Annotated in this window: 25 protein-coding genes; 15 read left to right on the top strand and 10 right to left on the bottom strand. The window is 69.8% G+C overall.

The genetic code is table 11. The annotated features are described in order from the left end of the window. Nucleotides 1–117 precede the first annotated feature (117 nt). The 4 genes from J2851_RS26250 to ggt all read left to right on the top strand — a co-directional run bounded on the left by J2851_RS26250 (nucleotide 118) and on the right by ggt (nucleotide 5,554). Nucleotides 118–1,659 carry a sugar ABC transporter ATP-binding protein gene (locus J2851_RS26250; protein ID WP_209770013.1) on the top strand — a complete coding sequence of 514 codons (1,542 nt, stop codon included), beginning with the start codon at nucleotides 118–120 and terminating at the stop codon, nucleotides 1,657–1,659. Continuing rightward, nucleotides 1,652–2,734: an ABC transporter permease gene (locus J2851_RS26245; RefSeq protein ID WP_209770012.1), complete on the top strand. Its 1,083-nt coding sequence runs from the start codon at nucleotides 1,652–1,654 to the stop codon at nucleotides 2,732–2,734. Before J2851_RS26250 ends, J2851_RS26245 begins: the two co-directional genes overlap by 8 nt. Continuing rightward, nucleotides 2,731–3,693, top strand: a complete 963-nt coding sequence (locus tag J2851_RS26240; RefSeq protein ID WP_209770011.1) for an ABC transporter permease — start codon at nucleotides 2,731–2,733, stop codon at nucleotides 3,691–3,693. Before J2851_RS26245 ends, J2851_RS26240 begins: the two co-directional genes overlap by 4 nt. Before the next feature lie 127 nt (nucleotides 3,694–3,820). Next, nucleotides 3,821–5,554, top strand: coding sequence for a gamma-glutamyltransferase (gene ggt, locus J2851_RS26235; RefSeq protein ID WP_209770010.1), 1,734 nt, complete (start codon nucleotides 3,821–3,823; stop codon nucleotides 5,552–5,554). A gap of 94 nt (nucleotides 5,555–5,648) precedes the next feature. On the opposite strand, the gene J2851_RS26230 is transcribed toward ggt, so the two are convergent. The 3 genes from J2851_RS26230 to J2851_RS26220 form a co-directional block, all read right to left on the bottom strand. After that, nucleotides 5,649–6,578 (bottom strand): NAD(P)H-hydrate dehydratase, encoded by a 930-nt coding sequence (locus tag J2851_RS26230; protein ID WP_209770008.1) that lies wholly within the window; start codon nucleotides 6,576–6,578, stop codon nucleotides 5,649–5,651. Next, nucleotides 6,575–7,339 (bottom strand): histidine phosphatase family protein, encoded by a 765-nt coding sequence (locus J2851_RS26225; protein WP_209770006.1) that lies wholly within the window; start codon nucleotides 7,337–7,339, stop codon nucleotides 6,575–6,577. Before J2851_RS26225 ends, J2851_RS26230 begins: the two co-directional genes overlap by 4 nt. A gap of 68 nt (nucleotides 7,340–7,407) precedes the next feature. Then, entirely contained in the window at nucleotides 7,408–8,103 is a 696-nt protein-coding gene (locus J2851_RS26220; RefSeq protein WP_209770005.1) for a J domain-containing protein, read from the bottom strand. A 318-nt stretch (nucleotides 8,104–8,421) separates the two neighbouring features. On the opposite strand from J2851_RS26220, the gene J2851_RS26215 reads away from it, so the two are divergent. From J2851_RS26215 to J2851_RS26165, 11 genes are all read left to right on the top strand, one after another. After that, nucleotides 8,422–9,417 carry a CobW family GTP-binding protein gene (locus J2851_RS26215; protein ID WP_209770004.1) on the top strand — a complete coding sequence of 332 codons (996 nt, stop codon included), beginning with the start codon at nucleotides 8,422–8,424 and terminating at the stop codon, nucleotides 9,415–9,417. A 45-nt stretch (nucleotides 9,418–9,462) separates the two neighbouring features. Further along, entirely contained in the window at nucleotides 9,463–10,197 is a 735-nt protein-coding gene (nthB, locus tag J2851_RS26210) for a nitrile hydratase subunit beta (protein ID WP_209770003.1), read from the top strand. Between the two features lie 14 nt (nucleotides 10,198–10,211). Next, on the top strand, nucleotides 10,212–10,832 hold the full coding sequence (nthA, locus tag J2851_RS26205; protein ID WP_209770002.1) for a nitrile hydratase subunit alpha: 621 nt from the start codon (nucleotides 10,212–10,214) through the stop codon (nucleotides 10,830–10,832). A gap of 14 nt (nucleotides 10,833–10,846) precedes the next feature. Then, a complete protein-coding gene (locus J2851_RS26200) occupies nucleotides 10,847–11,179 on the top strand; it encodes a nitrile hydratase accessory protein (RefSeq protein WP_209770001.1) in 333 nt (110 codons plus the stop codon). Nucleotides 11,180–11,223: 44 nt separating this feature from the next. Further along, nucleotides 11,224–11,877 (top strand): energy-coupling factor ABC transporter permease, encoded by a 654-nt coding sequence (locus J2851_RS26195; RefSeq protein ID WP_209770000.1) that lies wholly within the window; start codon nucleotides 11,224–11,226, stop codon nucleotides 11,875–11,877. Between the two features lie 75 nt (nucleotides 11,878–11,952). Next, on the top strand, nucleotides 11,953–12,924 hold the full coding sequence (locus tag J2851_RS26190) for a GlxA family transcriptional regulator (protein WP_209769999.1): 972 nt from the start codon (nucleotides 11,953–11,955) through the stop codon (nucleotides 12,922–12,924). 96 nt (nucleotides 12,925–13,020) lie between these two features. Then, entirely contained in the window at nucleotides 13,021–13,377 is a 357-nt protein-coding gene (locus J2851_RS26185; RefSeq protein WP_209769997.1) for a hypothetical protein, read from the top strand. A gap of 143 nt (nucleotides 13,378–13,520) precedes the next feature. Beyond that, a complete protein-coding gene (locus J2851_RS26180; RefSeq protein ID WP_209769995.1) occupies nucleotides 13,521–14,540 on the top strand; it encodes an alcohol dehydrogenase in 1,020 nt (339 codons plus the stop codon). A 169-nt stretch (nucleotides 14,541–14,709) separates the two neighbouring features. After that, nucleotides 14,710–15,117, top strand: coding sequence for a CopG family transcriptional regulator (locus J2851_RS26175; RefSeq protein ID WP_370881316.1), 408 nt, complete (start codon nucleotides 14,710–14,712; stop codon nucleotides 15,115–15,117). Between the two features lie 97 nt (nucleotides 15,118–15,214). Then, nucleotides 15,215–16,429, top strand: coding sequence for an extracellular catalytic domain type 1 short-chain-length polyhydroxyalkanoate depolymerase (locus tag J2851_RS26170; protein ID WP_209769991.1), 1,215 nt, complete (start codon nucleotides 15,215–15,217; stop codon nucleotides 16,427–16,429). Nucleotides 16,430–16,594: 165 nt separating this feature from the next. After that, nucleotides 16,595–17,584: a transglycosylase SLT domain-containing protein gene (locus J2851_RS26165; protein WP_209769989.1), complete on the top strand. Its 990-nt coding sequence runs from the start codon at nucleotides 16,595–16,597 to the stop codon at nucleotides 17,582–17,584. Between the two features lie 54 nt (nucleotides 17,585–17,638). Here J2851_RS26165 and J2851_RS26160 read toward each other — a convergent pair whose 3' ends face one another. Genes J2851_RS26160 through J2851_RS26130 form a run of 7 tightly spaced genes read right to left on the bottom strand, consistent with a single transcriptional unit; the run spans nucleotide 17,639 to nucleotide 24,665 of the window. Continuing rightward, nucleotides 17,639–18,466 carry a hypothetical protein gene (locus tag J2851_RS26160; RefSeq protein ID WP_209769987.1) on the bottom strand — a complete coding sequence of 276 codons (828 nt, stop codon included), beginning with the start codon at nucleotides 18,464–18,466 and terminating at the stop codon, nucleotides 17,639–17,641. A gap of 28 nt (nucleotides 18,467–18,494) precedes the next feature. Continuing rightward, nucleotides 18,495–20,504 (bottom strand): hypothetical protein, encoded by a 2,010-nt coding sequence (locus tag J2851_RS26155; RefSeq protein WP_209769986.1) that lies wholly within the window; start codon nucleotides 20,502–20,504, stop codon nucleotides 18,495–18,497. A 34-nt stretch (nucleotides 20,505–20,538) separates the two neighbouring features. Then, nucleotides 20,539–21,411, bottom strand: coding sequence for a hypothetical protein (locus J2851_RS26150; protein ID WP_209769985.1), 873 nt, complete (start codon nucleotides 21,409–21,411; stop codon nucleotides 20,539–20,541). Continuing rightward, nucleotides 21,408–22,136 (bottom strand): prepilin-type N-terminal cleavage/methylation domain-containing protein, encoded by a 729-nt coding sequence (locus J2851_RS26145; protein WP_209769984.1) that lies wholly within the window; start codon nucleotides 22,134–22,136, stop codon nucleotides 21,408–21,410. The genes J2851_RS26150 and J2851_RS26145 overlap by 4 nt, the downstream gene beginning before the upstream one ends. Beyond that, nucleotides 22,133–22,891, bottom strand: a complete 759-nt coding sequence (locus tag J2851_RS26140; protein ID WP_209769983.1) for a type IV pilus modification PilV family protein — start codon at nucleotides 22,889–22,891, stop codon at nucleotides 22,133–22,135. The genes J2851_RS26145 and J2851_RS26140 overlap by 4 nt, the downstream gene beginning before the upstream one ends. Before the next feature lie 8 nt (nucleotides 22,892–22,899). Further along, nucleotides 22,900–23,580 carry a type IV pilin protein gene (locus J2851_RS26135; RefSeq protein WP_209769982.1) on the bottom strand — a complete coding sequence of 227 codons (681 nt, stop codon included), beginning with the start codon at nucleotides 23,578–23,580 and terminating at the stop codon, nucleotides 22,900–22,902. Nucleotides 23,581–23,621: 41 nt separating this feature from the next. Beyond that, nucleotides 23,622–24,665 (bottom strand): type II secretion system F family protein, encoded by a 1,044-nt coding sequence (locus tag J2851_RS26130; RefSeq protein WP_209769981.1) that lies wholly within the window; start codon nucleotides 24,663–24,665, stop codon nucleotides 23,622–23,624. Nucleotides 24,666–24,679 lie beyond the last annotated feature (14 nt).

Below are 24,679 nucleotides of genomic sequence, written 5' to 3'. Positions count from 1 at the left end.
TCTGGGGAGAGGGTGGCCCGAAGGGCCGGTGAGGGGGTTGCGCTTTTGCCGGACGTTCCGCCACGCGCAACCCCCTCACCCTAACCCTCTCCCCAGAGGGGAGAGGGAACGTGAGAGGTGCTCGACGTAATGCAGAACGAGTTCGCCCCCTTCCTGACGCTCACCGGCATTTCCAAGCGCTATGGCGGCGTGCGGGCGCTGGATGGGGTGACGTTCGCCTGCGGGCGCGGGTCGATCCACGCGGTGCTGGGGGAGAACGGGGCCGGGAAGTCCACGCTGATCAAGATCGTCTCCGGCGTCGTGCAGCCGGACGAGGGTTTGATGCGGCTCGACGGGCGGGAGGTCGCCTTTCCCAACCCGGCGGCGGCCAACCGCGCGGGCGTGGTTTGCGTGTTCCAGGAACTGTCGCTGATGCCCGACCTGACGGTCGCCGACAACATCCTGGCCGCCGACCCGCCCCGCCGCTTCGGCCTGATCGACGGGCGGGCGCAGCGCCGCCGGGCGGAGGAACTGCTGGCCTCCATCGGCTGCGCGGACGTGGACCCGCGGCTGCGCGTGCGCGACCTGCCGCTGTCGCGCCGGCAGATGGTGGAGATCGCCAAGGCGCTGGCGAAAAAGCCGCGGCTGCTGATCCTGGACGAGGCGACCTCGGCCCTGACCGCGGCGGACGTGGAGCGGGTCTACGCCATGCTGCGGCGGCTGAAGGCCGACGGGGTGGCGATCCTCTACATCTCCCACCGGATGCATGAGATCGACGCGCTGGCCGACACGCTGTCGGTCTTCCGCAACGGCCGGCACATCGAGACCTTCGCAAAGGGCGCCCGCTCCCCGGACCGCATCGTGGAGCTGATGATCGGGCGCGAGATCACCGCCCAGTACCCGCCGAAGCCCCTTCCGAAGGAATCGGTCGGCCCGCCGCGGCTGGACGTGCGCGACCTGTCCTGGGGCGAGCGGCTGAAGGGGCTGTCCTTCTCGGTCGGTGCCGGCGAGATCGTCGGGCTCGGCGGGCTGGACGGGCAGGGGCAGAAGGAGGTGCTGCTGGCGCTCTTCGGCGTGCTGAAGGGGGTGGGCGGCACGGTGACCGTGGACGGGCGCCCGCACCGGCCCGGATCGCCGGCGGAGGCCAAGGACGGCGGGCTCGCCCTGATCCCGGAGGACCGCAAGACGGAAGGGCTGATGCTGCCCATGTCCATCGCCGACAATCTCGTCGCGGCCTCGCTGAAGCCCCTGTCCAAGGGCCTCGTCATCGACCGGGCGAAGGAGCGCGCGGCGGTGGCCGACGCGGTGCGGCGGCTCCGGATCAAGATCGGCAGCGCGGAGGACGCCGTCTCCACCCTGTCCGGCGGCAACCAGCAGAAGGTCGTCATCGCCAAGTGGTTGATGACGGGACCGGGGCTGATCCTGCTGAACGACCCGACGCGCGGCATCGACGTGGGCACGAAGCAGGAGATCTACCGGCTGCTGCGCGATCTGGCCGACGGCGGTGCCGCGATCCTCTTCTACTCCACCGACTATGACGAGCTGATCGGCTGCTGCGACCGGGTCAGCGTGATGTACGACGGGCGCATCGTGCGCGAGCTGGAGGGCGACGCCATCACCGAGCAGGCCATCGTCGCGAGCGCCCTGAACATGAACACTGAGATGACGCATCATGGCTGACGCCGCGCTCTCCACCGCACCGCGCGCGGCCCGCGGCGGCAGCCTCGCCCTGCGGCTGCGGCAGAACGCGGGGCTGCTGGGGGCGATCGGGCTCTTCGTCCTCTTCTACGGCGTCTACAACCTGTACCACCCCCGCGGCTTCAGCCAGCAGGTGCTGATCCAGAACGCCAACGAGGTCTTCACCATCGCGCTGGTCGCCATGGCGCAGACGGTGCCGGTGATCCTGGGCGGGCTCGACCTGTCAGTCGGCGCGGTCATGACGCTGGTGAATTGCCTGGCGAGCCACCTCGTGACGGGAAGCGCGGGAGAGATCGCGCTGGGCATCCTGGCCTGCCTCGCGGCGGGGACCGCCTTCGGCTTCCTCAACGGCTGCGTGGTCGTGTTCGGGCGCATCCAGCCGATCATCGCGACGCTGGCGACCGGGGCCATCGCCATCGGCCTCGCCCTGTTCCTGCGGCCGAAGCCGGGCGGCAAGCTGGACGCCGACCTGTCCTGGGCGATGACCAACTCGCTGGGCGACTTCGCCGAGACCTATGGCCTCTTCGACGGCGGGCAGGCGCCCTGGTTCCAGCCCATCGCCGGAATCCCGGTGCCGCTGGTGCTGCTGGTCCTGGTCGCGGTCTGCGTCTGGATGCCGTTCCGCCGGACGCTGACGGGGCGCACGGTCTACGCCGTGGGCTCGGCGGAGGGGGCGGCCTTCATGTCCGGGCTGCCGATCGCGCGGGCGAAGCTGGCGGCCTTCACGCTGGCGGGATTCTTCGCCGGGGTCGGCGGGCTGTTCCTGGCGATTCAGACCTCCACCGGCAACGCCGACATCCCGCAGGCCGGCGCCTACACGCTGAACTCCATCGCCGCGGTGGTGATCGGCGGGACGTCGCTGCTGGGGGGCACGGGCGGGGCCGTCGCCTCGGTCGTGGGGGCGCTGGTGCTGCGGGCCATCTCCTTCAACTTCCGCATCTTCGACATCCCGCCGCTGATGCAGCCGCTGGTCGAGGGGCTGGTGCTGCTGGCGGCGGTCAGCCTGGGGGCGCTGCGGGCGCTGCGCACCAGAAACCGGCTGGAGCTGTTCCGATGATCGCCGGCGCCCCCCTGGCCCTGCGGGCCGACACCAAGCCGATCCTGATCGCCGCCGGCTTCGTGCTGGTGATCCTGGCGGTGGGCACCGCCTACACGCTGGCGACGCAGGGGGCGGCGACGCTGCTGTCCCCCGCCTACCTGATCCAGCAGTTGCAGACCGGGGCCTTCCTGGGGCTGGTGGCGGCGGGGATGATGCTGGTCATCCTGATCGGGCACATCGACCTGTCGGTGGCCTGGACGCTCGCCGCCGCCGCCATGACCGCCACGGCGGTGGGCGGGCCGCTGGCATTGCCGGCGGGGCTGGCCGTCGGGGTGGCGGTCGGGCTGCTGAACGGGATCGGGGTCGCCTACCTGCGCGTGCCCTCCATGATCTTCACGCTGGGCGTCAACGCGGTCTTGCGCGGTCTGATGGTCGCCCAGACCGGCGGCTTCGCCCCGCAGACCGCGGCCACCGACGCCATGCGCTTCTTAGGAGCCGAGCGGATCGCGGGAATGCCGGTGGCGGTGCTGGTCTGGGCGGCGGTGTCGCTGCTGACCGCCGGGCTGCTGTCCCGCACCGCCTTCGGCAAGGCGCTCTACGGGATGGGCAATTCGGAGGCCGCGGCCTATCTCTCCGGCATCCGGACGCGGCGGGTGACCGTCCTGGCTTTCGTGCTCTGCTCCGTCCTCGCCAGCCTCGCCGGGGTGATGCTGGCGGGATATTCGACCAAGGCCTACCAGGGGATGGGCGACGCCTACGTCCTGCCGGCCATCGCCGCGGTGGTGATCGGCGGCACCCACATCCTGGGCGGGCGCGGGCGGTACCTGGGCACCGTGGTCGGGGTGATCCTGATCGTGCTGCTGAACTCGGTCCTGTCGATCATGCAGATGCCGGAGGCCGGGCGGCAGGTCATCTACGGCGGCGTGATTATCGCTATGCTGCTGGTCTACGGCCGCGGGGCGCCAACCGGATCGTGACGGCGCATGACCAGACCGGACGGAGGATTGCCGGGGTGCTATCGCTTTGGCACAATCCTTCCGTGTCCACAGCCGTCTCGCTGTGACGCCAATCCCGGAAACGAACGACAAAGAGGGACTACGGGACATGGGACTGAAACACCTGTCCGTTGCCGCAACCGTTGCGATGACCGGCGTCGCGCTGATGGTGGCGGCCGTGGAGGCCGGGGCCGCCTCTCCGCCGCCGGTACCGGGCGAGAACGGCATGGTCGCCACCGCGCAGCACCTGGCCTCCAAGGTCGGCGCCGACATCCTGCGCCAGGGCGGCAACGCCGTGGACGCCGCGGTCGCGGTCGGCTACGCGCTGGCGGTGGTCTATCCGGCGGCGGGCAACCTGGGCGGCGGCGGCTTCATGACCATCCGCTTCGCCGACGGGCGCACCACCTTCCTGGACTTCCGCGAGAAGGCGCCGCTGGCATCGACGGAGACCATGTACCTGGACGCCTCCGGCAACCCGATCCCCAAGGCCAGCACGCGCGGCTATCTCGCGGCCGGCGTTCCGGGCTCCGTCGCCGGTTTTGAAACGGCGCTCGCCAAATACGGCACGATGAAGCGCGACGTGGTCATGGCCCCGGCCATCAACTACGCGGAAAACGGCTTCACGCTGTTGCAGGGCGACGTCAACCTGCTGGGCGACGCGACGGAAGACTTCCGGAAGGACCCGGCCTCCGCCGCCATCTTCCTGAAGAACGGCCAGCCCTTTCAGGTTGGCGACAAGCTGGTTCAGAAGGACCTCGCCAACACTCTGAAACAGATCGCTTCGACGGGCGCGGACGCCTTCTACAAGGGGCCGATCGCCGACGAGATCGTGCGCGCCTCCCAGGCCGGCAAGGGCATCTTCAGCAAGGCGGACTTCGAGCAGTACAACGTGCGTGAGCTGAAGCCCATCGAGTGCAACTACAAGGGCTACACCATCACGTCCGCCCCGCCCCCCAGCTCCGGCGGCGTGGTCATCTGCCAGATCCTGAACATCCTGGAGGGCTACCCGCTCAAGGAGTGGGGCTTCAACTCCGCCCAGAGCGTCCACACCATGGTCGAGGCGATGCGCCACGCCTATGTGGACCGCAACAGCGCGCTGGGCGACCCGGACTTCGTGAAGAACCCGATCGACCGGCTGCTCGACAAGAAATACGCGGAGTCGATCCGCGCCGTGATCCCGGCGGGCAAGGCCGGCAACTCCAAGGACGTGGCGCCGGGCACCGCCCCGCACGAGGGCACCAACACCACCCACTATTCCATCACCGATAAGGACGGCAACGCCGTCGCGGTGACCTACACGCTGAACGACTGGTTCGGCGCGCGCGTCACCGCCGGCAGCACCGGCGTGCTGCTGAACGACGAGATGGACGACTTCACCATCAAGCCGGGCGTGCCCAACCTCTACGGCCTCGTCCAGGGCAAGGCGAACGCCATCGCGCCGGGCAAGCGTCCGCTGTCGTCCATGAGCCCGACCATCGTGTCCAAGGACGGCAAGCTGATTATGGTGGTCGGCAGCCCCGGCGGGTCGCGCATCATCACCATCACCCTGCAGACGATCCTGAACGTGCTGGAGCACGGCATGGACATCCAGCAGGCGACCGACGCACCGCGCATCCACCACCAGTGGCAGCCGGACGTGGTCTATGCGGAGCCCTTCGCGCTCTCCGCCGACACCAAGAAAATCCTGGAGGGCATGGGCTACAAGATCACGGAGCAGAAGCCCTGGGGCGACGTGGACGCCGTGCTGGTCGGCGGCCCGGCGCTCGGCCAGACCATGGGCAAGTTCCGCTACTTCGGCGCCAACGACAACCGCCGCCAGCCCGGCGAGGCGGTCGGCTACTGACGCTCGAATTCACCACAGAGGCACAGAGACACAGAGGGCGTGGTTTCTCTGTGTCTCTGTGTCTCTGTGGTAAACCCTCCTGTCCGATCCTTCCCTATCCCGCCATCTCCTCCATGATCGGCGGGATTTCCGCCAGCAGTTCGCGGGCGAGGAAGCCCAGGGTGCCGCGGCCGGCGGCGAGGCGGTTTCCGGCCTCCCCGTGCAGGAAGACGCCCCAGGCCGCGGCCTGCGCCGGCTCCGCCCCGCGCGCCGCCAGCCCCGCGATCACCCCCGCCAGCGTGTCGCCAGAGCCGGAGGTGGCCAGCCCGACGTTGCCGTCCTCATAGCGCCAGAGCGGGCCGCCGGGTTCGGCGATGCAGGTGCAGGCGCCCTTCAGGGCCACGACGAGCTGGTATTCGTCCGCCACGCGGCGCGCGGCGGCGGCCGGGTCGCTCTCGATGGATTCGCGGCTGACGTTCAGCAACCCGGCCATCTCCCCGGCGTGCGGCGTGATGATGGTGCGCCCCTGGCGGCGGCACAGGGCCTCGCGCAGGCTGTCCAGGCCGATCAGGGCTTCCGCGTCGACCACCAGCGTGGGGCCGGGCTCCCCGCCTTCCAGCCCGGCGACAACCTTGGCCGTCAGGGCGGCGACGGCCTCCGCGTCCATCATGCCGGGGCCGATCAGCACGGCGTTGCAGCGCTCGGCCCGTCTGCAGAGATCATCAGCGGCCTCCGCCGCGATGCCGCCGCCCGGCGTCTCCGGCAGGCCGGCCACCAGCGCCTCCGGCACGGCCAAACCCAGGTGAGGGGCGATGCTGCGGCAGGTCGCCATCTGGAGCTTGCCGGCCCCGGCGCGCAGCGCCGCCGTCCCGGCCAGCAGCAGCGCGCCCGGCACCTCCAGGCTGCCGCCGACCACCAGGACGCGGCCGCGCCCGTCCTTGTCGGCCTGCTCGCCGGGGTGGGGCAGGGCCATGCCGCGCAGACGGTCGCGCGTGATGCGGATCGGGCCGTTTTTTGAAGGGGCGTCGTTCGAAGGGGCGTTCATCGGGCGGCCACGTTGGCGTCGGGTTCGGAGGTCACCGGCGCGCCGGCCTGGGTCAGCGGCGCCACGAAGTTGTAGCGGTGCAGCCGCATCCGCCCGCTGTCGCCCCGGTCGGGGTCGAAGCCGTATTCGGTCACCGCGCAGTTCGCCACGTCGCCCTCCCGGTCGATGGCCAGGATCTGCTCCTCCGTCAGGCCTTCCAGCAGGTAGCGCAGGCACAGCACGACCACCTGATGGCTGACGATCAGCACGCGCTGGCCGCCGTGGTGCAGGCTGATGGTGTCCAGCGCGCTGCGCAGGCGCAGGATCACGTCGCACCAGCTCTCCCCCGCCGGCGGGCGGAAGTAGAACTTGCCGAGGATGCGGCGGAACTCCGCCTGGTCCGGGTGCTGCTGCTGGATGCCGAGCGTGGTCAGGCGGTCGAGGATGCCGAACTCCTTCTCGCGCAGCCGTTCGTCGACCACGAAGTCGGTCGGCTCGACCGGCAAGCCGCCGCCGGCGTGGATGATCTCCGCCGTGTGCCGGGCGCGCTGGTAGGGGGAGGTGAGCACGACGTCCGGCCGCTCCCCCTCCGGCAGTTCCGCGAACCAGCGGGCGAGCGCCGCCGACTGCTCCTCCCCGCGCGTGCTCAGCGGCACGTCCACGTCGCGCTGCGCGATGTCGATGCGGCCGAGCCCGGCCGCGTGCGCGGCGTCGCGCGCGACGTTGCCCGCACTTTCCCCATGACGGACGATCCAGAGCCTCTGCGGCCAGCGCTGCTGCATGATGAGCGGTTCCTCCCGTGCCGAACTCCTGTAACGGCGAATACCGCCAGAAGTTCAGGCGCGGCCGTTCATGCACGGACGAAGTGCTTGCGCAGTTCGGCGAAGGCGACCGTGGCCGCCGCGGTGGCCTCCGTCGCGGCGCGCGGGTCGGTCTGCGGACCAAGGTCGGGGTGCACCGCCTTCAGGCGCGCCCGGTAGGCGGCCTTCAACTCCGGCAGGTTCGCGGGCATGGCGGACAGGCCCAGCGCGGCGAGGTGGCGGGCGAGATCCGGATCGGAAGCCGGACGCGCCTGCTCGCGGCCGGTGCCGCCCGACGCTCCGCCAGCGTTGCCGGAAGCCCCGCCAGGGCTGGCGCCCATCTCCTCCCCGGCCAGGGCGGCGTAGAAGGCGAGGTCGGAGTCCAGCGCGGCGATGCGCGCCTCCAGCCGGTCAAGCTCCTCGAACCAGGCGGTCAGCGTGTCGTCGAGCCGTGACAGCGACCGGCGCAGCGCCTCCTTTTCCGCGCCCGGCGGAGCCGCCGCCTCCCGCGCGACCAGCACCTCGCGCGCCTCGCCGTAGCGGAGCAGATCCGCGACGCGGCTCTGCCGCTCGGCCCGCGCCGCGGCCAACTCCCGGCGGCAGCGGGCGGCCATGGCGGCGGCGTCGGCCGACCCATAGGAGCCTTCCCGCCGCCAGGAACGGCCGGTCCAGGCGTCGCCCGCCAGCGTCGCGCTGCGGCGGAAGACCAGCCGCAGCAGGTTTCTAATGAGCCGCGCGGTTGCCACGGCGATGCGTCCGGCGATGGTGACAGGCGGGCATGCTTAACCCCTCCGCAGCCGAGTCGAGCCAATCGGCGCTCATAAATCGCTGGCAGGAAATGTAAGCCGGTTTGTCCGAGTCTGCCTCCAATCGTGTGTTGAACGAACAGCGTGGATGCGCTGCAATATACCCGCAGCGCAGATCGGGTGGGCTTAAAAAGAACGGCAGTCCTATGTCGGATCACAGTCGAAATGGACAGTAAAGATCCTGGCGTCAAGGGACAGGCGCCCCGCCCACGCTGATCATCGCTGAATACAGACATTCAAAACGTACGGAGCATCGCCATGCGATTGATCCCCGTCACGGTGCTGACCGGATTCCTCGGCGCCGGCAAGACGACGCTGCTGAACCGCATCCTGGCCGAAAGCGGCGGGGCGCGCACCGCGGTCATCGTGAACGAGTTCGGTGAACTCGGCATCGACGGGCAGCTGGTGACCGCGACCGACGAAACGGTCATCGAGCTGAACAACGGGTGCGTGTGCTGCATCGTGCGCGGCGACCTGATCGCGGCGCTGACCCGGCTGATCGACGGCGATCTTGGCGGCGACCGCCCCTTCGACCGCGTGGTGATCGAAACGAGCGGTCTGGCCGACCCGGCACCCGTCATCCAGTCCTTCGTCCTGGACGAGCGGCTGCGCCTGCACTACCGGCTGGACGCGATCGTCACCGTGGCCGACGCGCGGCACCTGCCGCTTCAGCTCACCCACGACGAGGCGCGGGAGCAGATCGCCTTCGCCGACGTGATCCTGCTGAACAAGACCGACCTGGAATCCCCGGCCATGGTCGACGCGGTCGCCCGCGACATCCGCACCTTGAATCCGCTGGCGACGATCCACCGGACGGAACAGTGCGCGATCGCCCTGTCCGGCATCCTCGACATCGGCGCCTTCGACCTGCAGAACATCCTGCGCCTCGACCCGGACATCCTCGGCGAGCACGAGCATGAGCACGCGGCGGACATCGCCTGCGTCGCCTTCACGCAGCCCGGCGCCCTGGACGGGGCGGCGGTCGACGGCTGGCTGAACCGCCTCGTCCAGGCGAAGGGGCGCGACCTCCTGCGCATGAAGGGCGTGCTGAGCCTCGCCGGGGAGAACCGGCGCTTCGTCTTCCACGGCGTCCACATGACGCTGGACGGCCGGCCGGGCCGCCCCTGGACCCCCGGCGACGAGCGGCGCAGCCAGATCGTCTTCATCGGCCGCAACCTCGACGCCGAGGAGCTGCGCGCCGGCCTGGAGGGCTGCGTCGCCGCCCCGGCCCCAGCACCGGCCGTCGCCGCCTGACGCTTCTTCCAAAGATCACCGGTCAAATCATCAGGAGTTCGGTCGATGAAGCTGCAACATTACCTCGGCGGCCTGGAAAGTCTCGGCCCCGTGTCGACGGAGACCCGCGTGTTCGTGGAGGAGTGGGAAAAGCGCATCTTCGGCATCCACACGGCCATGATGGCGCTCAGCAGCCAATTGCCGCTGCCCGCCACGCCCAGCGCCTTCCGCACCGTCTGGACCTGGGCCGACCTGCGCAAGGGGGCGGAGGCCATGAACCCCTTCGATTACTTCAAGTACCGCTATTACGAGAAGTGGCTGGGCGGCATCTGCGGCTATTTCGTCGCCAACGGCTACATCACGGAGGAGGAGCTGGAGGCGCGCACCGCCGAATATTACGCCGACCCGGACAAGCCGCTGCCGCAGGACTCCGCCGCTCCCGCCGCCGGCACGACCATCGACCAGCGCGTCGAGCGGTACCTGATGGAGGGCGACTCGCCCAAGAGCGACCTGGACATCGCGCCGGCCTTCAAGGAGGGCGACGCCGTGCACATCCGCAACGTGCCCTCGATCGTGCACACCCGCCTGCCGGGCTTCCTGCGCAACCGCAGCGGCGTGGTGGAGACGGTCTATCCCGGCGCCTACGGCTACCTGACCGACACCGGCACCGACGGCATCGGCGCGCCCATGCCCGTCTACTGCGTCCGCTTCGCGGTGGAGGAGCTGTGGCCCGGCAACACCGAACCGAACGTCACGCTCTACGCCGACCTCTACGCCACCTACGTGGCCACCGCCGCCTGATCCCGGAGACGACGATGTCCGACCGCTTCCAATACCCCAACGACCGCGAAGCCCGCAGCGCCGCCCGCGCCAAGGCGCTCGAAGCCCTGCTGATCGAGAAGGGCATCATCAACGCCACAACCGTGGACACGGTGCTGAAGGTCTTCGAAACCAGGATGGGCCCCTTCAACGGCGCGAAGATCGTCGCCCGCGCCTGGGTCGATCCAGCCTTCAAGCAGCGCCTGGTCGCGGACACGCCGGCCGCCATCGCCGAGCTGACGGACCTCCCCGAGGGCATGGCCGGGGCGGAGGGGGAGCACATGCGCGCCGTCGCCAACGGGGAGGGCGTGCACAACCTGATCATCTGCACGCTGTGCAGCTGCTATCCCTGGCCGGTGCTGGGCCTGCCGCCCTACTGGTACAAGGACCCGACCTTCCGCAGCCGCGCCGCTCGCGAACCGCGTGCCGTGCTGAAGGAGTTCGGCCTGGACGTGCCGACCGCCACCGAGGTGAAGGTCTGGGACAGCAGCGCGCAGATCCGCTGGTTCGTCATCCCCGAACGCCCCGCCGGCACCGAGGGCATGAGCGAGGCCGAGCTGGCCGCCCTGGTCACGCCGGAATCGATGATGGGCGTGGCCGTCGCCAACGCCGCCTGACGGGAGGACACGCGATGCTGACCCAGTTCGAACAGTATGCGGTCACCAGCATGATGGGGGCCGGGGACACGCCGCCGCGGGCCAACGGCACGCTCTGCTTCGCGTCGGAGTGGGAGCGCTCGGCCTTCGGGGTCGCCCTGGCGCTTGCCCGCGACGGCCATTTCGAGTGGGAGGATTTCCGCCGCAACCTGATCGCCGCCATCGGCGATTGGGAGCGTGCTCAGACCCCCCACACCCCGGACTGGAACTACTACGAGCAATGGCTGGCCGCGCTGGAGGCGACGATGCTCCAGCACGGGCTGACCACGCCGGAGGAGCTGGCCGCCCGCACCGGCGCAGCTGCCTGACCGGCTTTTCTATCCGCACGCCTTTCCCAGCCTAGGAGACTTTGATGCACATCGAACCGGGCATGCTGTCCGCCGCGAAGATCATGGGCGCCAACGCCGCCGTGTTCGGCGTCCTGTCGTCCCACGCGCCGTCCTTCCTGCGGCGGCCGACGGAATGGGTGAAGTCGCTGCTGGCCGCGGCCTTCTTCTCGGTCCTGATGGAGGTCTGGCATCAGCCGGTCGGCCCGTCGGAGCTGCACTTCATCGGCGCGTCGGCGGTCTACTTCATCTTCGGCTTCCGCCCGACAATGTTCGGCTTCGCCATCGGGCTGCTGTTCCAGGGCCTGCTGTTCGAACCGCAGGACCTCGTGCATCTCAGCGTGAACGCGCTGTCGCTGATCGTCCCGCTGGTCGGCGCACACCTGACCGTGGGGCGCGGCCTGCTGGAGGCCGGCAAGCTGGACCAGCTGCGCTGGTCGTCGGTGCTGCGCTTCGACGCCGTGTACTACAGCGGCGTGGTCGCGATGGTCGGCTTCTGGCTGATGCTCGGCGAAGAGGCTACCCCGCTCGCCGACTGGGCCGTCTTCGCGGCCTCCTACCTGCCGGTGGTGCTGTGCGAGCCGGCGCTGAGCTGCGGCCTGCTGCGCGCGCTCGGCCGCCTGAAGACAGACAACCCGATCCTGCGCTACACGACCCTTGCTGGCCCGGTTGCTGTGTAATCGGACCGGAGAACGCACGATGGAAACGGGGTGGCCGTTCGCTCGGCCACCCTCTGTCATGATTGGGCCGGAACGATGCGGATCGTGATCCTTGCTCCGCCGGGGGTGCAGTCGCTCGATGTGGTCGGGCCGGCGGAGGTGTTCTGGGAGGCGGCGCGCCGCCTCGGCGACCCGGCCGCCTACGAGGTCCAGGTGATGGGCACGGCGGAGGGGCCCGTCGTCGGCACCGGCAGCCTCCGCTTCCTGGCCGACCGGACCATCCACGACCCCGACCAGCCGATCGACACGCTGCTGATCGGCGGCGACCCGTCCTTCGACGCCATCGACCCGGCGGTGATCGCCTGGCTGCGCCGCCGCGTGCCGACCGTGCGCCGCTACGGCTCCATCTGCACCGGCGTCTTCCTGCTGGCCGCCACCGGGCTGCTGGACGGGCGGCGGGTGACGACCCATTGGGAATGCGCGGACAAGCTGCGCGCCGAATACCCCAACCTGACCGTCGACGACGACCAGATCTTCATCCGCGACGGGGCGCTGTGCACGGCGGCCGGCGTCACCTCCGGCATCGACCTCGCCCTGTCCCTGCTGGAGGAGGACCACGGGCGGGATCTGGCACTCCTGGTCGCGCGCTACATGGTGATGTTCCTGAAGCGGCCCGGCGGCCAGTCGCAGTTCAGCGCCCATCTGGCCGCCCAGACCGCCAGCCGCACGACCATCCAGCGGTCGCAGCAGTATGTGCTGGAGAACCTGTCGTCCGACCTGTCGGTCGAATCGCTGGCGCTCCAGGCCGGGATGAGCCCGCGCAATTTCGCCCGCATCTTCCGCCGCGACACCAACCGGACGCCCGCGGAGTTCGTCGCCGCCGCCCGCCTGGACGCCGCCCGCCGGATGCTGGTGGACACGCCGGCACCGCTCCAGCGCATTTCCCACAGCTGCGGATTCGGCGACCTCAGCACCATGCGGCGCGCCTTCCTGCGCAACCTGGGGATCACGCCGCTCGACTACCGGAAGCGCTTCCGCAGCACCGCCGACGCCGGCGCGGGACGGTGACGGGCGGGCGGTGAGACACAGCGGGAGTCATTTTGTCCCTGGATGACGCACCCGGCGGTGGGCGACACTGCGCGCCATCGAAAGTGAGGTCATGCCATGGCGAGCAGAAGGCGCAAGGCGCCGCGGAAAGCCAAGAAGGGTCTGGGGCCCGGTTCGGTTCCGGAGATGGTGGGCGCATCCGGGCCATCGCCCGGCCGGGCGGGGACTCCGTTCGCGTCCCCGTTCTCAGCCAAGTCGTCGTCGTCCGTGCTGAAACGGCGCAAACCGCGCTATTCCGCAAAGCTCGACGCCGACGCCGGGAAATTCCTCAGCCCCGAGCAGCAGTATCTCCTCCGCAAACGGCGCGACGTCGAGCAGCGCGAGGCGAAGCAGCGCCGTTCCGCGGTCGGGTTGTTCCTCGTCGCGGTGGCGGTCGCCGCGGGCGGCGCGGCGTGGGCCTTCGGCTGGGTCTGACGGCGGCTTGGGATAAACGACCGCGCAACATCGGCGGGGGAAAACGGTTGTTGGTTCGGGGCCTCTACGGGCGTCGCGCCACGCCGCCCCAAGGGGGGCCACCATAAGGGAGACGACATCCGGACACGCAAGGGGGATCGGACATGGCGAAGATGCGCGCGGTGCAGGTTGCCCAACCCAACGGACCGCTCGAACTGATCGAGCGCGACATTCCCGAAGCCGCTTCCGGCCAAGTCCGCATCAAGGTCCAGGCCTGCGGCATCTGCCACAGCGACGCCTTCACCGTGGAAGGGGCCTTCCCCAACATCCAGTACCCGCGGGTGCCCGGGCACGAGATCGTCGGGATCATTGACGCGGTGGGGGCGGGGGTCCAGACCTGGGCGGCGGGGCAGCGGGTCGGCGTCGGCTGGCACGGCGGCCATTGCGGCCGGTGCGACCGCTGCCGGCGCGGCGACTTCATCAACTGCCGCTTCGCCCAGACCCCCGGCCTCCACTACGACGGCGGCTACGCCGACTACATGGTGGCGCCGTCGGAGGCCCTGGCCCTGGTGCCCGACGAGCTGTCGTCGGAGGAGGCGGCACCCCTGCTCTGCGCCGGCATCACCACCTTCAACGCGCTGCGGCACAGCGGCGCCCGCCCTGGTGACCTCGTCGGCGTCCTGGGCATCGGCGGGCTGGGGCATCTGGGCGTGCAGTTCGCCGTGAAGATGGGGTTCCACACGGTCGCCATCGCGCGCGGCACGGACAAGGAGCCGCTCGCCCGGCAGCTCGGCGCCCACCGCTACATCGACAGCCAGGCGCAGAACGTTGCGGAGGAGCTGACCAAGCTGGGCGGCGCCCGCGTGATCCTGGCGACCGCCACCAGCTCCAAGGCGATGACCGCCGTGGTCGACGGGCTGGGCGTGGACGGCAAGCTGCTGATCGTCGGCGTCACCGCCGACCCGATCGAGGTCACGCCCTTGCAGCTCATCTCCGCGCGGCGCTCCATCCAGGGCTGGCCGTCCGGGACGGCGATGGACTCGCAGGACACCATGGCCTTCAGCGCGCTGACCGGCGTCCGCACGATGATCGAGACCGCGCCGCTCGACCGCGCCGCCGAGGCCTACGCCCGCATGATGAGCGGCAAGGCCCGCTTCCGGATGGTGCTGACGACCGGAGCCTGAGCGGGCCATCCGAACGTCGCCCGCACGCCTCGATCCCTCTCCCGGGGCGGGAGAGGGCATGAGATGCGATTGCCCTGAATCCCGCCGCAGGACCCTTGATCGACGGCCCTGTCCGCCCATATACCATCCAGATGGATGGTAAACGGATGGAAATGGGATGGCCGGGGACATGCAGGACCAAAGGGTGAAGGTTGCGGACAGCGAGAAGATCACGATCAATCTCGGCTACGTCGACCTCGGCCACATCGACCTGCTGGTGCAGGAAGGGTTCTACTCCAACCGGACCGACTTCATCCGCACCGCGATCCGCAACCAGATCGACCGCCACGGCGACGCGGTGCGGCAAGCCGTGACGCGCAAGAGCGTCGACCTGGGTTTGCGCCACTACAGCCGCGCGGATCTCGAAGCGGTGCAGGCGGCCGGCGAAAGGCTCGACATCCGTGTCCTCGGGCTGGCCAGCATCGCCCAGGACGTCACGCCGGACCTTGCCCGCGCGACCATCGTCTCCATCACCGTGCTAGGTGCGCTGCACGCCAGCGCCGCCGTCAAGGCCGCGCTGGCAGACCGGATGCGTTGACACCGCATGCGCTGACGGCACCCCACTCACGCCTTATTGAATGACGCCGGACGGGCTCCCCGCGGGCTCGCATCCGGATTGACAGAAAGCTTCTGCAATGAGCAACCCCTTCTTCTCCGGCATGGCCAAGGCCAAGAGCCTCACGCAAGCCGGCAAGCTGGCCGAGGCGACCGCCCTGATCCAGCGCCTGCTGGGCGGCGATCACGGTGGGTCCTCCGCCAAGCCGGCGGACGCCGGTTCCGCGACCATCATCGATGTCGAGCCCGTCTCGGTGAAGACGGCGGACGCGCCGCCGCACTCCGCCGGACGCGCCCGCACGGAGCCCCGGTCCGGGCTGGGCGACACGCTGCGCGGCCTTGCCGCCCGGGCGATGCCGCACGGCCTCGACCTCGGTTTGGGAAAGGCCGCGCGTCCACCGTCCGAGCCCTTGCCGGACGGCGCCAGCTTCACGACGGCGTCCTTCAGCAACGCGGCCGGGACGCGCTCCTACAAGCTCTACGTTCCGGCGAACCGGCGCGACGGGCAGCCCCTTCCCCTGGTGGTGATGCTGCACGGCTGCACCCAGTCGCCGGACGACTTCGCGGCCGGCACCCGGATGAACGCGCTTGCCGAGGAGCATGGCTTCCTCGTCGCCTACCCGGCGCAGGATTCCTCCGCCAACGCCCAGAAATGCTGGAACTGGTTCAGCCACGACCACCAGCGGCGCGACCAGGGGGAACCGTCGCTGATCGCGGGGATGACCCGGCGGATCATGAAGGACCATCCCGTGGACGAACGCCGCGTCTTCATCGCCGGGCTCTCCGCCGGCGGTGCGGCGGCGGCCATCCTGGGCGCCTCCTATCCCGACCTCTACGCCGCCGTGGGGGTGCATTCGGGCCTGCCGGTCGGGGCGGCGCACAACCTGCCCTCGGCGCTGGCCGCCATGCGCCAGGGAGCGGCGGCGGGCACGCCGCGGGGCGGCGCTCCGGTCCCGACCATCGTCTTCCACGGCGACCGCGACAGCACGGTTCACCCGGCCAACGGCGAGGCCGTCGCGCGGCAGTCCATGGCCGCGGCCGCCGGCCTGACGCGCCGGGAGGAGCGCGGCCAGGCGCCCGGCGGGCAAGGCTGGAGCCGCACGCTCCACGCCGACCCCTCCGGACGGGTGCTGTGCGAACAGTGGACGATCCATGGCGCCGGGCACGCCTGGGCGGGCGGCAGCCCGGCCGGCTCCTACACCGATCCGCGCGGCCCGGACGCCACGCGGGAGATGCTGCGCTTCTTCCTTGAGACCGTCGAACGCGGCGCGCAAGGCGACAAGGGCGGGGTGTGATCCACTGCGGACCGCAACCGCAGTCCCGGCCGCAGATATTTTCAAGGCGCAAACTGCACACATAAATATTCACAGACGTGATTGCGGCTATCACAGGTGTTTCGGGTTCGATCCGTGACGGATATTTTGATGGTCATTGGGCAAGGCCTGGGATCACGGAAAACATTGAAGTCACGTCTGTATGCCGAGTGTGTTGGGCTGGCCGTCCTTCTGGTCCTGGCGGACGGCCCCGCGGAAGCGCGGGATGCGGCGGCGCGGCCCGCGATGGAGGACGCCGCCGTCGCCGCGCTGCAGAAGCGTGCGCGGGACGGCGACTCCGCGGCGCAGTACGACCTCGCGAACCGCTACGACCGCGGCGACGGCGTGGGCATGGATCTGGGACGCGCCTTCGCGCTGTTCTGCCGCGCCGCCCAGGCGGGGCATGTCGAGGCGTCCTACCGGCTCGGGCGCTTTTATTGGGCGGGCATGGGCACGGATCGCGATCCGGCGCGGGCGATCGCCTGGCTCGCCGTGGCGGCGGACGCGGGCCATGCCGAGGCGGGCCGCGTCATGCGGAAGCTGCCGCCGCTGGACGTGCGCCGACGCCCCGATTGCCGTCCGGGGACCGTCCGGCGGCCCGCGCCGGCCGACCGGCCCCGGATGGACGCCGCCGCCTTCCGCGACATGGCGGCCGGCAGCCCGATCGGGCAGGCGGCCGGGATTCTGGCCTCCCGCTTCGGGCTGGACAGCGGCCTCGTCCTGGCCGTGATCGCGGTGGAATCGAATTTCGAACCGGGCGCGGTGTCGCCGAAGCGGGCGCAGGGGCTGATGCAGCTGATGCCCGACACCACCCGCCGCTTCGCCGTGCGCGACCCGTTCGACCCCGTGGAGAACATGATCGGGGGCATGCGGTATCTCCGCTGGCTGCTGTCCTACTTCCGGGGCGACGTGCGGCTTGCGCTGGCCGCCTACAACGCGGGCGAGGGGACGGTCGACCGCCATGGCGGAATCCCGCCCTACGCGGAGACGCGCGAGTATGTGCGCCGCGTCGGGCGTCTCTACGGCGCCGAGCGCCACCCTTTCGACCCGGCGCTGGCCGACCCGTCGCCGGCCCTGCGCGGCGCCTTCGCGCCCGCCGCCATTCCCGCCATCAATCCCGCCGGGGCACCGGGATGACGGCGCCTTCCACGCGCAAAAAGCTGTCCTGCTGCCATCGTCCGAAGGGCCATGTCACGGCGCCTTGCTGTCGAGCTTGGAGCGGCGGAAGCGGATGACGTAGCTGGTCACGCCGTCGTTTGTCTGGCGTTGCAGGTACACGGAGTCGGAATCGATCCTGGTGACCTTCAGGCCGGGCTCCAGTTCCGCGCCCACGCGGTAGTCGCGGGTGTTGATGGTGGCGACGTCCTGGTCGCCGACGCGGCCGATGCCCGACAGGCGGTGCATCCAGGTCAGGTCGATTTCGTGCGTGACCTGCCGTGTGGCGCGGTTGAAGGCGAAGCGCTGGAAGGGATTGCGCTTGTTCTGCTCGGCCACCTGGTCGCGCAGGGCCTGAAGGCGCTGGTCGGTCAGCGGGGCGGCGTCGGCCCGCGGCGTGATGGAGAACTCGATGGCGTGCGTCGGCGGGTTCTGCGAATAGTCGAAGGGCCGCACCTGAAGGTCGTTGATGGAGACGTTCAGCGCCTCCAGGTTCGCGGCGAAGCGCAGGAAGGTCAGATAGTCGGCGGTGATCTTCAGCACGAATTTCAGGTTGCCGTCGCGGCTCGGCATCAGTTCGCGGACGATGACCTTGGTGTTCTGGGCGATGCCGTTGATGTGGTCCAGGAAGCGGGGAAGGGACTGGATGCCGGCTTCGGTCTGCGCGGCGTTCTTCCGGCGCTGCTCAAGCTCGGCGGCGAGCGTCCTGTTCTCCTCCGCCAGGATCGCGGCCAGCCGGGCGGCGTCGGCCATCGCCACCTCCTTCGGCCGGTAGACGGTGGCGTAGCCGAGCAGCAGGATCCCCGTGACCGCGCACAGCAGCGACAGCAGGAAGGACCGGTGCGTTCTGATGAAGGCGTCCATGGCGTTTTCCCCGATTGTCCGGTCCGGATCAGCGCGGCGCGTAGCGCTCGACCTCGTCGTTGCGGCCGCGAACCCTGTCCTGCATGTCGCCCAGCGAGCCGGCCGACGCGGCGGCGCCCTGCTGGCGCGCCTGCACGCGCTTGTTCTCGTCGTAGACGGCCTCGATGCCGAACCGGATGACCGGGTCGGTTTCCGCCTGGTCCAGCGTGATGCCCTGGAAGCGGATTTCGCGGAAGTCGTTCATGAAGTCGTGATTGGCCGAGTTCTCCAGGTTCGCGATGAAGCGCGAGACTTCCAGCACGTGCCCCTCGGTGGACGGCAGCACCGCCCCTTCGATCACCAGCTTCTTGCGGACCACGTCGCTGGATCCGGCGACCCCTGCCTCGGTGGCCAGATACACGTCGGTCAGCCACATGCGCTGGTCGATGTTGCGGCCGATGATCAGGAACTTTTCCGTCCACAGCACCTTGTCGGCGCTGGCTTGGTCGGCGGAGCGCAGCGGCCTGGCCAGATGCTGGCGCAGGCGGGTCGAGTCGTCGAACGCCCGGGCCGCCTGGGTCGCGGCCATGGCGCGCTGCGTCTCCATCTCGTCGTTCTTCTGCACGGCCAGCATCAGCACCAGGACGGCGAGCAGGCCGAACAGCGCGAAATAGGGGCGGTCCCTGTTCGCCGCGTCGGCGGCTTCCTCCCCCGCGGCGTCTGACGCCGGATCGGCGGCGGGGCGGTTCATCAGCCGGTTCATCAGAGATTCCAGCGTCATGCCGCCGTTCCGCGCCGCCGAACCCGCCCGATCCGCCCGCCCGCGCCCGCGCATGCGCCGTTTGGACTGGCCGATGGACGGCCGCGCGGCGGGCGCCTCCGGCCCCTTCGCGGCGCGCAGGTCGGCCGTCGGCACCAGCCGCTGTTCGTACAGTCTGTATTTGACCCGGCCGATCTCCAGGCCGGGGCCGGTGTCCTCCAGCAGGTTGACGCCGGGCTGCCCCGCCGACGCGCAGAACAGGTCGAAAATCCCCACCGCCGCGGGCGCGACGGGCAGGCGCCGGGCCAGGAAACCGGCGAATCCGGCGACGCGGTCGTGCGCGCCGAACAGCTCCAGCCGGTCCGGGCGGCCGGACGCCCGCTGGCCTTCGAAGAAGTCCAGCGTCGCCTCCAGCTTCTCCAGATAGCCGCGCAGTTCGTCGCCGACCGCCCGGTCCAGGATCGTGCGCGTGAGCGCCGCCGTGCCCTCGTCCGGCAGCGGGGATGTCGCCGGCACGTCGGCCAGCATGTCGGCCAGCATGTCGCGCGCCCTCAGCGACCGTTCCGCGTCCTCCGGGGACATGTTGCCGTGGTTGGCCAGCGCCTCGACGACGCTCATGACGCCGAAGGGCAGCACGCGGGCCGTGACGGTGCCGTAGCGCGGGTTGGCGAGCACCACATGCGTGCAATGGCCGCCGACGTAGATGCCGCCGTAGGGCAGGTCGCCCAGTTCCGCCGCGCGGCGCACCAGAACGTCGGCGACGGGCACCAGCCGGGTGACGAGCGCCCCCGCGCGGTCCAGCCGCCCCAGGCAGGCGCCCACCCGGCGGGCGTCCGCGAAGGCGGCCACGCCCTTTTCCTTCTGCCCCTGCGCCGTCAGGCCGAAGGGACCGAAGCCGAAGGTCACCGCCTTGGCGTTGAGCTGCATCGCGCCATAGGCGTGCAGCAGGCCCGAGGACTGGGTGGCGGCGACGCTGAACGTCTCGTTCCGGGTGTCGGTGAGGAACACCTGCGGGTCGTCGGTCAGAACGGCGAGCCGACCGACCGACGCGAACGCCCCGTCGCGTATGGCCGTCCCCGCCGACCGGAACACCGCGTCCATCCGCGGCTCGCTCGGCTGGCCGGGCGACACGGACGCGGCCTCCCGTTCCAGCGCGGCGGCGCCGTTCTCGGGATCCTCCACCCGCAGCCGCCAGGACGTGTCGGTGCAATGCAGGAACATCGTCGCCGCGCCGGTCGCCGCGCCGGTCGCCATGGCCCCGGCGGGATTTGGCTTCTTCGAGAGCTTGAGGCCGAACATGAGGGCTCCGGGCTGGAAGGGGGCGGAGGGGGGATCAGAACGGGAAGTTGCGCTGGATGAACTGGATGGCGGCGGCGCCGTCGGTGACGGTCGTGACTCCACGGATGCAACTGCTGGTGCCGGTGGTGGCGAACAGCACGGGCTTGTTGGATGAGTCCGTGCCGGACTGGTAGCTGTCCACGACGCAGAGGCCGATGGTCAGGCGGCCGATGCGGTCGCGCAGGTCGCGCAAGGCTCCCGCTCCGCCGACATGGCCGGTGGTGTTGAGCTTGCCGACCTCCATATCCAGCCGGATTTGCCCGTCGGGTTCGGATGCGGTGGCGCCGCCTGGCCTCGGCCGGTCGCTGACCACGGCGCGGACGTCGAACCAATAGCGTGCGTCGGTGTTCGCGTTGACCGCCATCAGGGATTGGGAGGAGGTCGTCAGGTTCTGCGGGTAGTACCAGCGCAGGAAACCGGGATCGGCCAGGGAGCCGTTCGTCTGGATCTCCGCATGGGCACCGTCCTGGCTGTCGAGATAGTCCTGCAGGGAACCGATGATGGTGCCGACGCTGCGGCTCGTGGCCACCAGGGTGACCGGGTCGGGAGTCGGCGGATTGTCTCCGTAGTCGGGCGCCGCGCCACAAGGGCTCGAGTGATTGGTGTTGGAGGACGTTTCGGCCCTGCTCTTCGCCCCGCCTCCGCACACGCCGTTGAACCCGGCCCGGCTCAGCATGTAGTTCATGTGGCCCATCATCGCCCAATAGACTCGCGTGTCGGCCAGAAGCCGGTCCACCTCCTCCTCTTCCGACACCAGCACGTGGCGCACGAAGGTGCCGGCGAACAGCAGAAGCAGCGTCATGAACACCATGACCGTGACCAGGACGGATCCGCGCTGATTCCGGACGGAGGCGGGTTGCGGGGTCAATAGGGCTCCCTCCGCTGAAGCGCGGCGAAAGCCATCCAGTAGGTGATGGTCTGGCCCGCCAGATAGGACCGCGACGACCCGAGCGGGCGCGGATCCATCAGCTGGATCGCCACCGCCGTGACGCCGTTGGCGGTGGTTGCCGGGGACATGATCGGGTCGGCCCGCAGGAAGCCGAGCACGCCGGTGAAGGTCAGCCCGGCCGCGCAGCCCTGAAGGGGCGTGTTCGTGTCGGTGCAGGCGACGCTCATGGCCGGAATGCGCTCAGTGGTCGCGACAGCCGGGTCGGTCGGGTCGCCGTCGGCGTCGTTCCCGAAGGGGGGCGTGCTCCCGTTGCCGAGAACCAGCCGGTAGCGGCGGGAGAAGAGGTCGTTCGCGTCGCGCTGCATGAAGTGGGGCATTCTCCGCGGCAACGCGAAGGGTCCCGCGGTCACGTCGGACGAGCCGTTCCGGCTGCGCAGGCCGAACACATACCGGAAACCGGGGCTTGGGTCGGATCCCGTGCCGGAGTTCAGGTTGGCGTTCGCGTTGGATGCCCCAAGCGCCAGGACGTCGAAGATCTCGCGGGCGTGCCGGTTCAGCGCGATCCTGCTGGAGATCGCGTCGGCGTAGCGCAGCGTGTCGGTCAGGATGCCGCCGACGACGATCATCAGGATCAGGCCCAGCGTCCCGGCGACCATCAGTTCGATCAGGGTGAAGCCCCGCTGGTCCTCCCGCTGGTCCGTCATGGGCGCTGCCCCACGATGGTTTGCAGGGTGATGGTCTCCACCGGCCCCATCGCCCCGCGCGGGTTGTCCGCCGAAAAGCGGAACGGGTAGTCGAGAAAGACCGTCAGCAGGTTGCACGGCGTGGCGGTTCCCGCGGGGTAGCAGGGCCGCGTTCCGGCGCTGTCGTTGACCGGCAGCAATTCCCAGCTGAGTTGCCCCACGACACGGCGGCCCTTGTCGATCCAGACGAGGTTCCGGTCGTCGCTCGTCGTGGAGGCGGTGTCGTTGTCGAAGTAGAAGATGCGGCCATAGACCTTCTGCGCATTCTCCTTGTCGTCGGCGATGGGTTCGTCGAAGTCGACGCCGCCCGTCTGATTCCTGTCGGCGAACTCGATCCCCGGCTGACCCGTCCGATAAATCCGGCGGCTGACGCCGTCGGGCGAGGTGCCGATGTAGGACCCCGCCTCATAGCCCGGCGCCATCGGCGCCGCGGTCGCGTAATCCGACACCGTCCGGCTTTTCACGCCGGCGTCGCCGCCCGTGATGTAGGCGATGGACAGGCGTTCCATTTCCGAATTCAGGCGGATCACCGCCTGCTGGCGCAGGACGGCGTCGTCGACGCGCCGCGCCACCGCCACCCACACCGCGTTCATCCCCGCCATCAGGATGCCCACCAGCACAAACCCGACCATCACCTCCACGATGGTTATGCCGGACTGGCCGGACTGGCCGGACTGGCCGGGGTGCTGCGGGCGGGGCTGCGGACGGTGGGGCATGGCCGGGGTCAGTCGGTCAGGGCGTCGGACAGGGTCACGCCCTGCCGCCACTCCGGAGTCACACTGTGCGTGCCGATGACGGTCGCGGCGGAGTTGCGGCCGTCGATCGGCGGCGGGTAGCTCAGCACCACGCTTCGCCCGCCGCTGCCCCGGCCGGTGCCGGCGGCGCGCACCCATCCCGTGGGCTCCTGCTTCAGCGGCGGGTTGGTCAGCGACGGGTTGCAGGACTCGCCGGCGCCGGAGACGGGGCCGGAGGTCTGCAGGGTGGCCGAACGCTCGCGCAGCACGGCGACGACCTGGAAGGCGGTCGCCGGCGATCCGGCCGTGGTGGCGATCGCCGTGCCGACGGAGGCGGCGGTCGGCATCGACGCGGTGTAGGGCGACGCGCCGTAGTTGCCGCAGAGGTTGGTCGCCGACGCGCCGCAGAAGATCATGAAGCAGAAATCGCCGGCATCCGACAGGTCGACGCCCAGCTTCTTCTGGATCTCCTCCTCGTTCACGGTGGCGAGGTAATAGCCCGTGCGGTTGAAGTGGATGCGGTTCTTGGCCGCGATGTTCATCAGGTGCGGGACCGCGCGGCTGACGTTCGCGCTCAGCAGGTGGTTGCCGAAGACTTTGCCGCCAACCGTGGCCAGGATGCCGATGATGGCCACCACCACCATCAGCTCGACGAGCGTGAAGCCCGCCATGCGGCGGGTTCGCGCGGACGGGGGCTGGAACGCCGGTTTCGTCATTGCAAGGCCATCGATCCCAGTTCGAACACCGGCAGGAAGCTGGCGATCATCATGGCGGCCACCGCCAGCCCGATGACCACGGTCAGGATCGGGTTGATCAGGCTGGTGATGCGGTCCAGCCTGTCCTGCACGAGGCTGTCGAAGTAATCCGCGCTGGACGTCAGCAGCTCGTCCAGGATGCCCGCCTCCTCGCCCGACGCGATCATCTGCAGGACGATGCCGTGGAAGATCCGGTGCGACCGGAAGGAATCCGCCAGCCCGAACCCGCGCTCCACGTCGTCGGCGATCTCGTACAGGAGTTCGCACACATAGACGTTGCCGGCGCTGTCGGCGGCCAGCCGCAGGGCCTCCAGGACCGGGACGTCGTTCTCCACCTGCACCGCCAGGGTGCGCAGGAAGCGCGCCAGCGCGCTCATGCGCCACAGCGGCCCGATGATGGGAAGCTTCAGCTTCATCTCGTCCCAGACCGCCCGGCCGTCCGCGGTGGACACCCATGTGGCGAAGCTGACCAGCAGGGCCACCGCGCCGCCGACGATCAGGTACCAGTATTCGGTCCAGTATCCCTTGATGTTCAGCAGCCACTGCGTCGGAACGGGCAGGGTGCGGTGGAAATTCCTGTAGATCTGCTCGAACCGCGGAAGGATGAAGAAGGCCATGGCGTTGAAGATGCCGAAGAAGGCGAAGACGACGAACAGCGGGTAGGTCAGCGCCGCCTTCAGCTTGCGCCCTGTCTCGTGCATCACCTTCTGGTATTGGGCGATCTGCAGCAGCGCTCCGCCCAGCCGGCCGGACTCCAGGCCGGCGCGCACGACGGTGACGTAGACGTCGTCGAAGATGTGCGGATGGGCGGCCAGGGCGGTGCCCAGGTCGACGCCGCGGACGACATCCTCGCTCACGTCCTCGATGGCTTCGCGCAGACGGCGCTGCGGGGTCTCCTCCGCCAGGTTGGCCATGACGTCCACCAGCGGCAGGTTGCTGCGGATCATCGCCGCGAACTGCTGCGTGAAGATCAGCGTGTGGAGGGCGCTGACGCCGGCCATGCGCTTCGCTCCTT

The organism is Azospirillum rugosum, assembly GCF_017876155.1.
GTDB classification, from domain to species: Bacteria; Pseudomonadota; Alphaproteobacteria; order Azospirillales; family Azospirillaceae; genus Azospirillum; species Azospirillum rugosum.
This window is presented reverse-complemented; position numbering and strand designations above follow the sequence as displayed.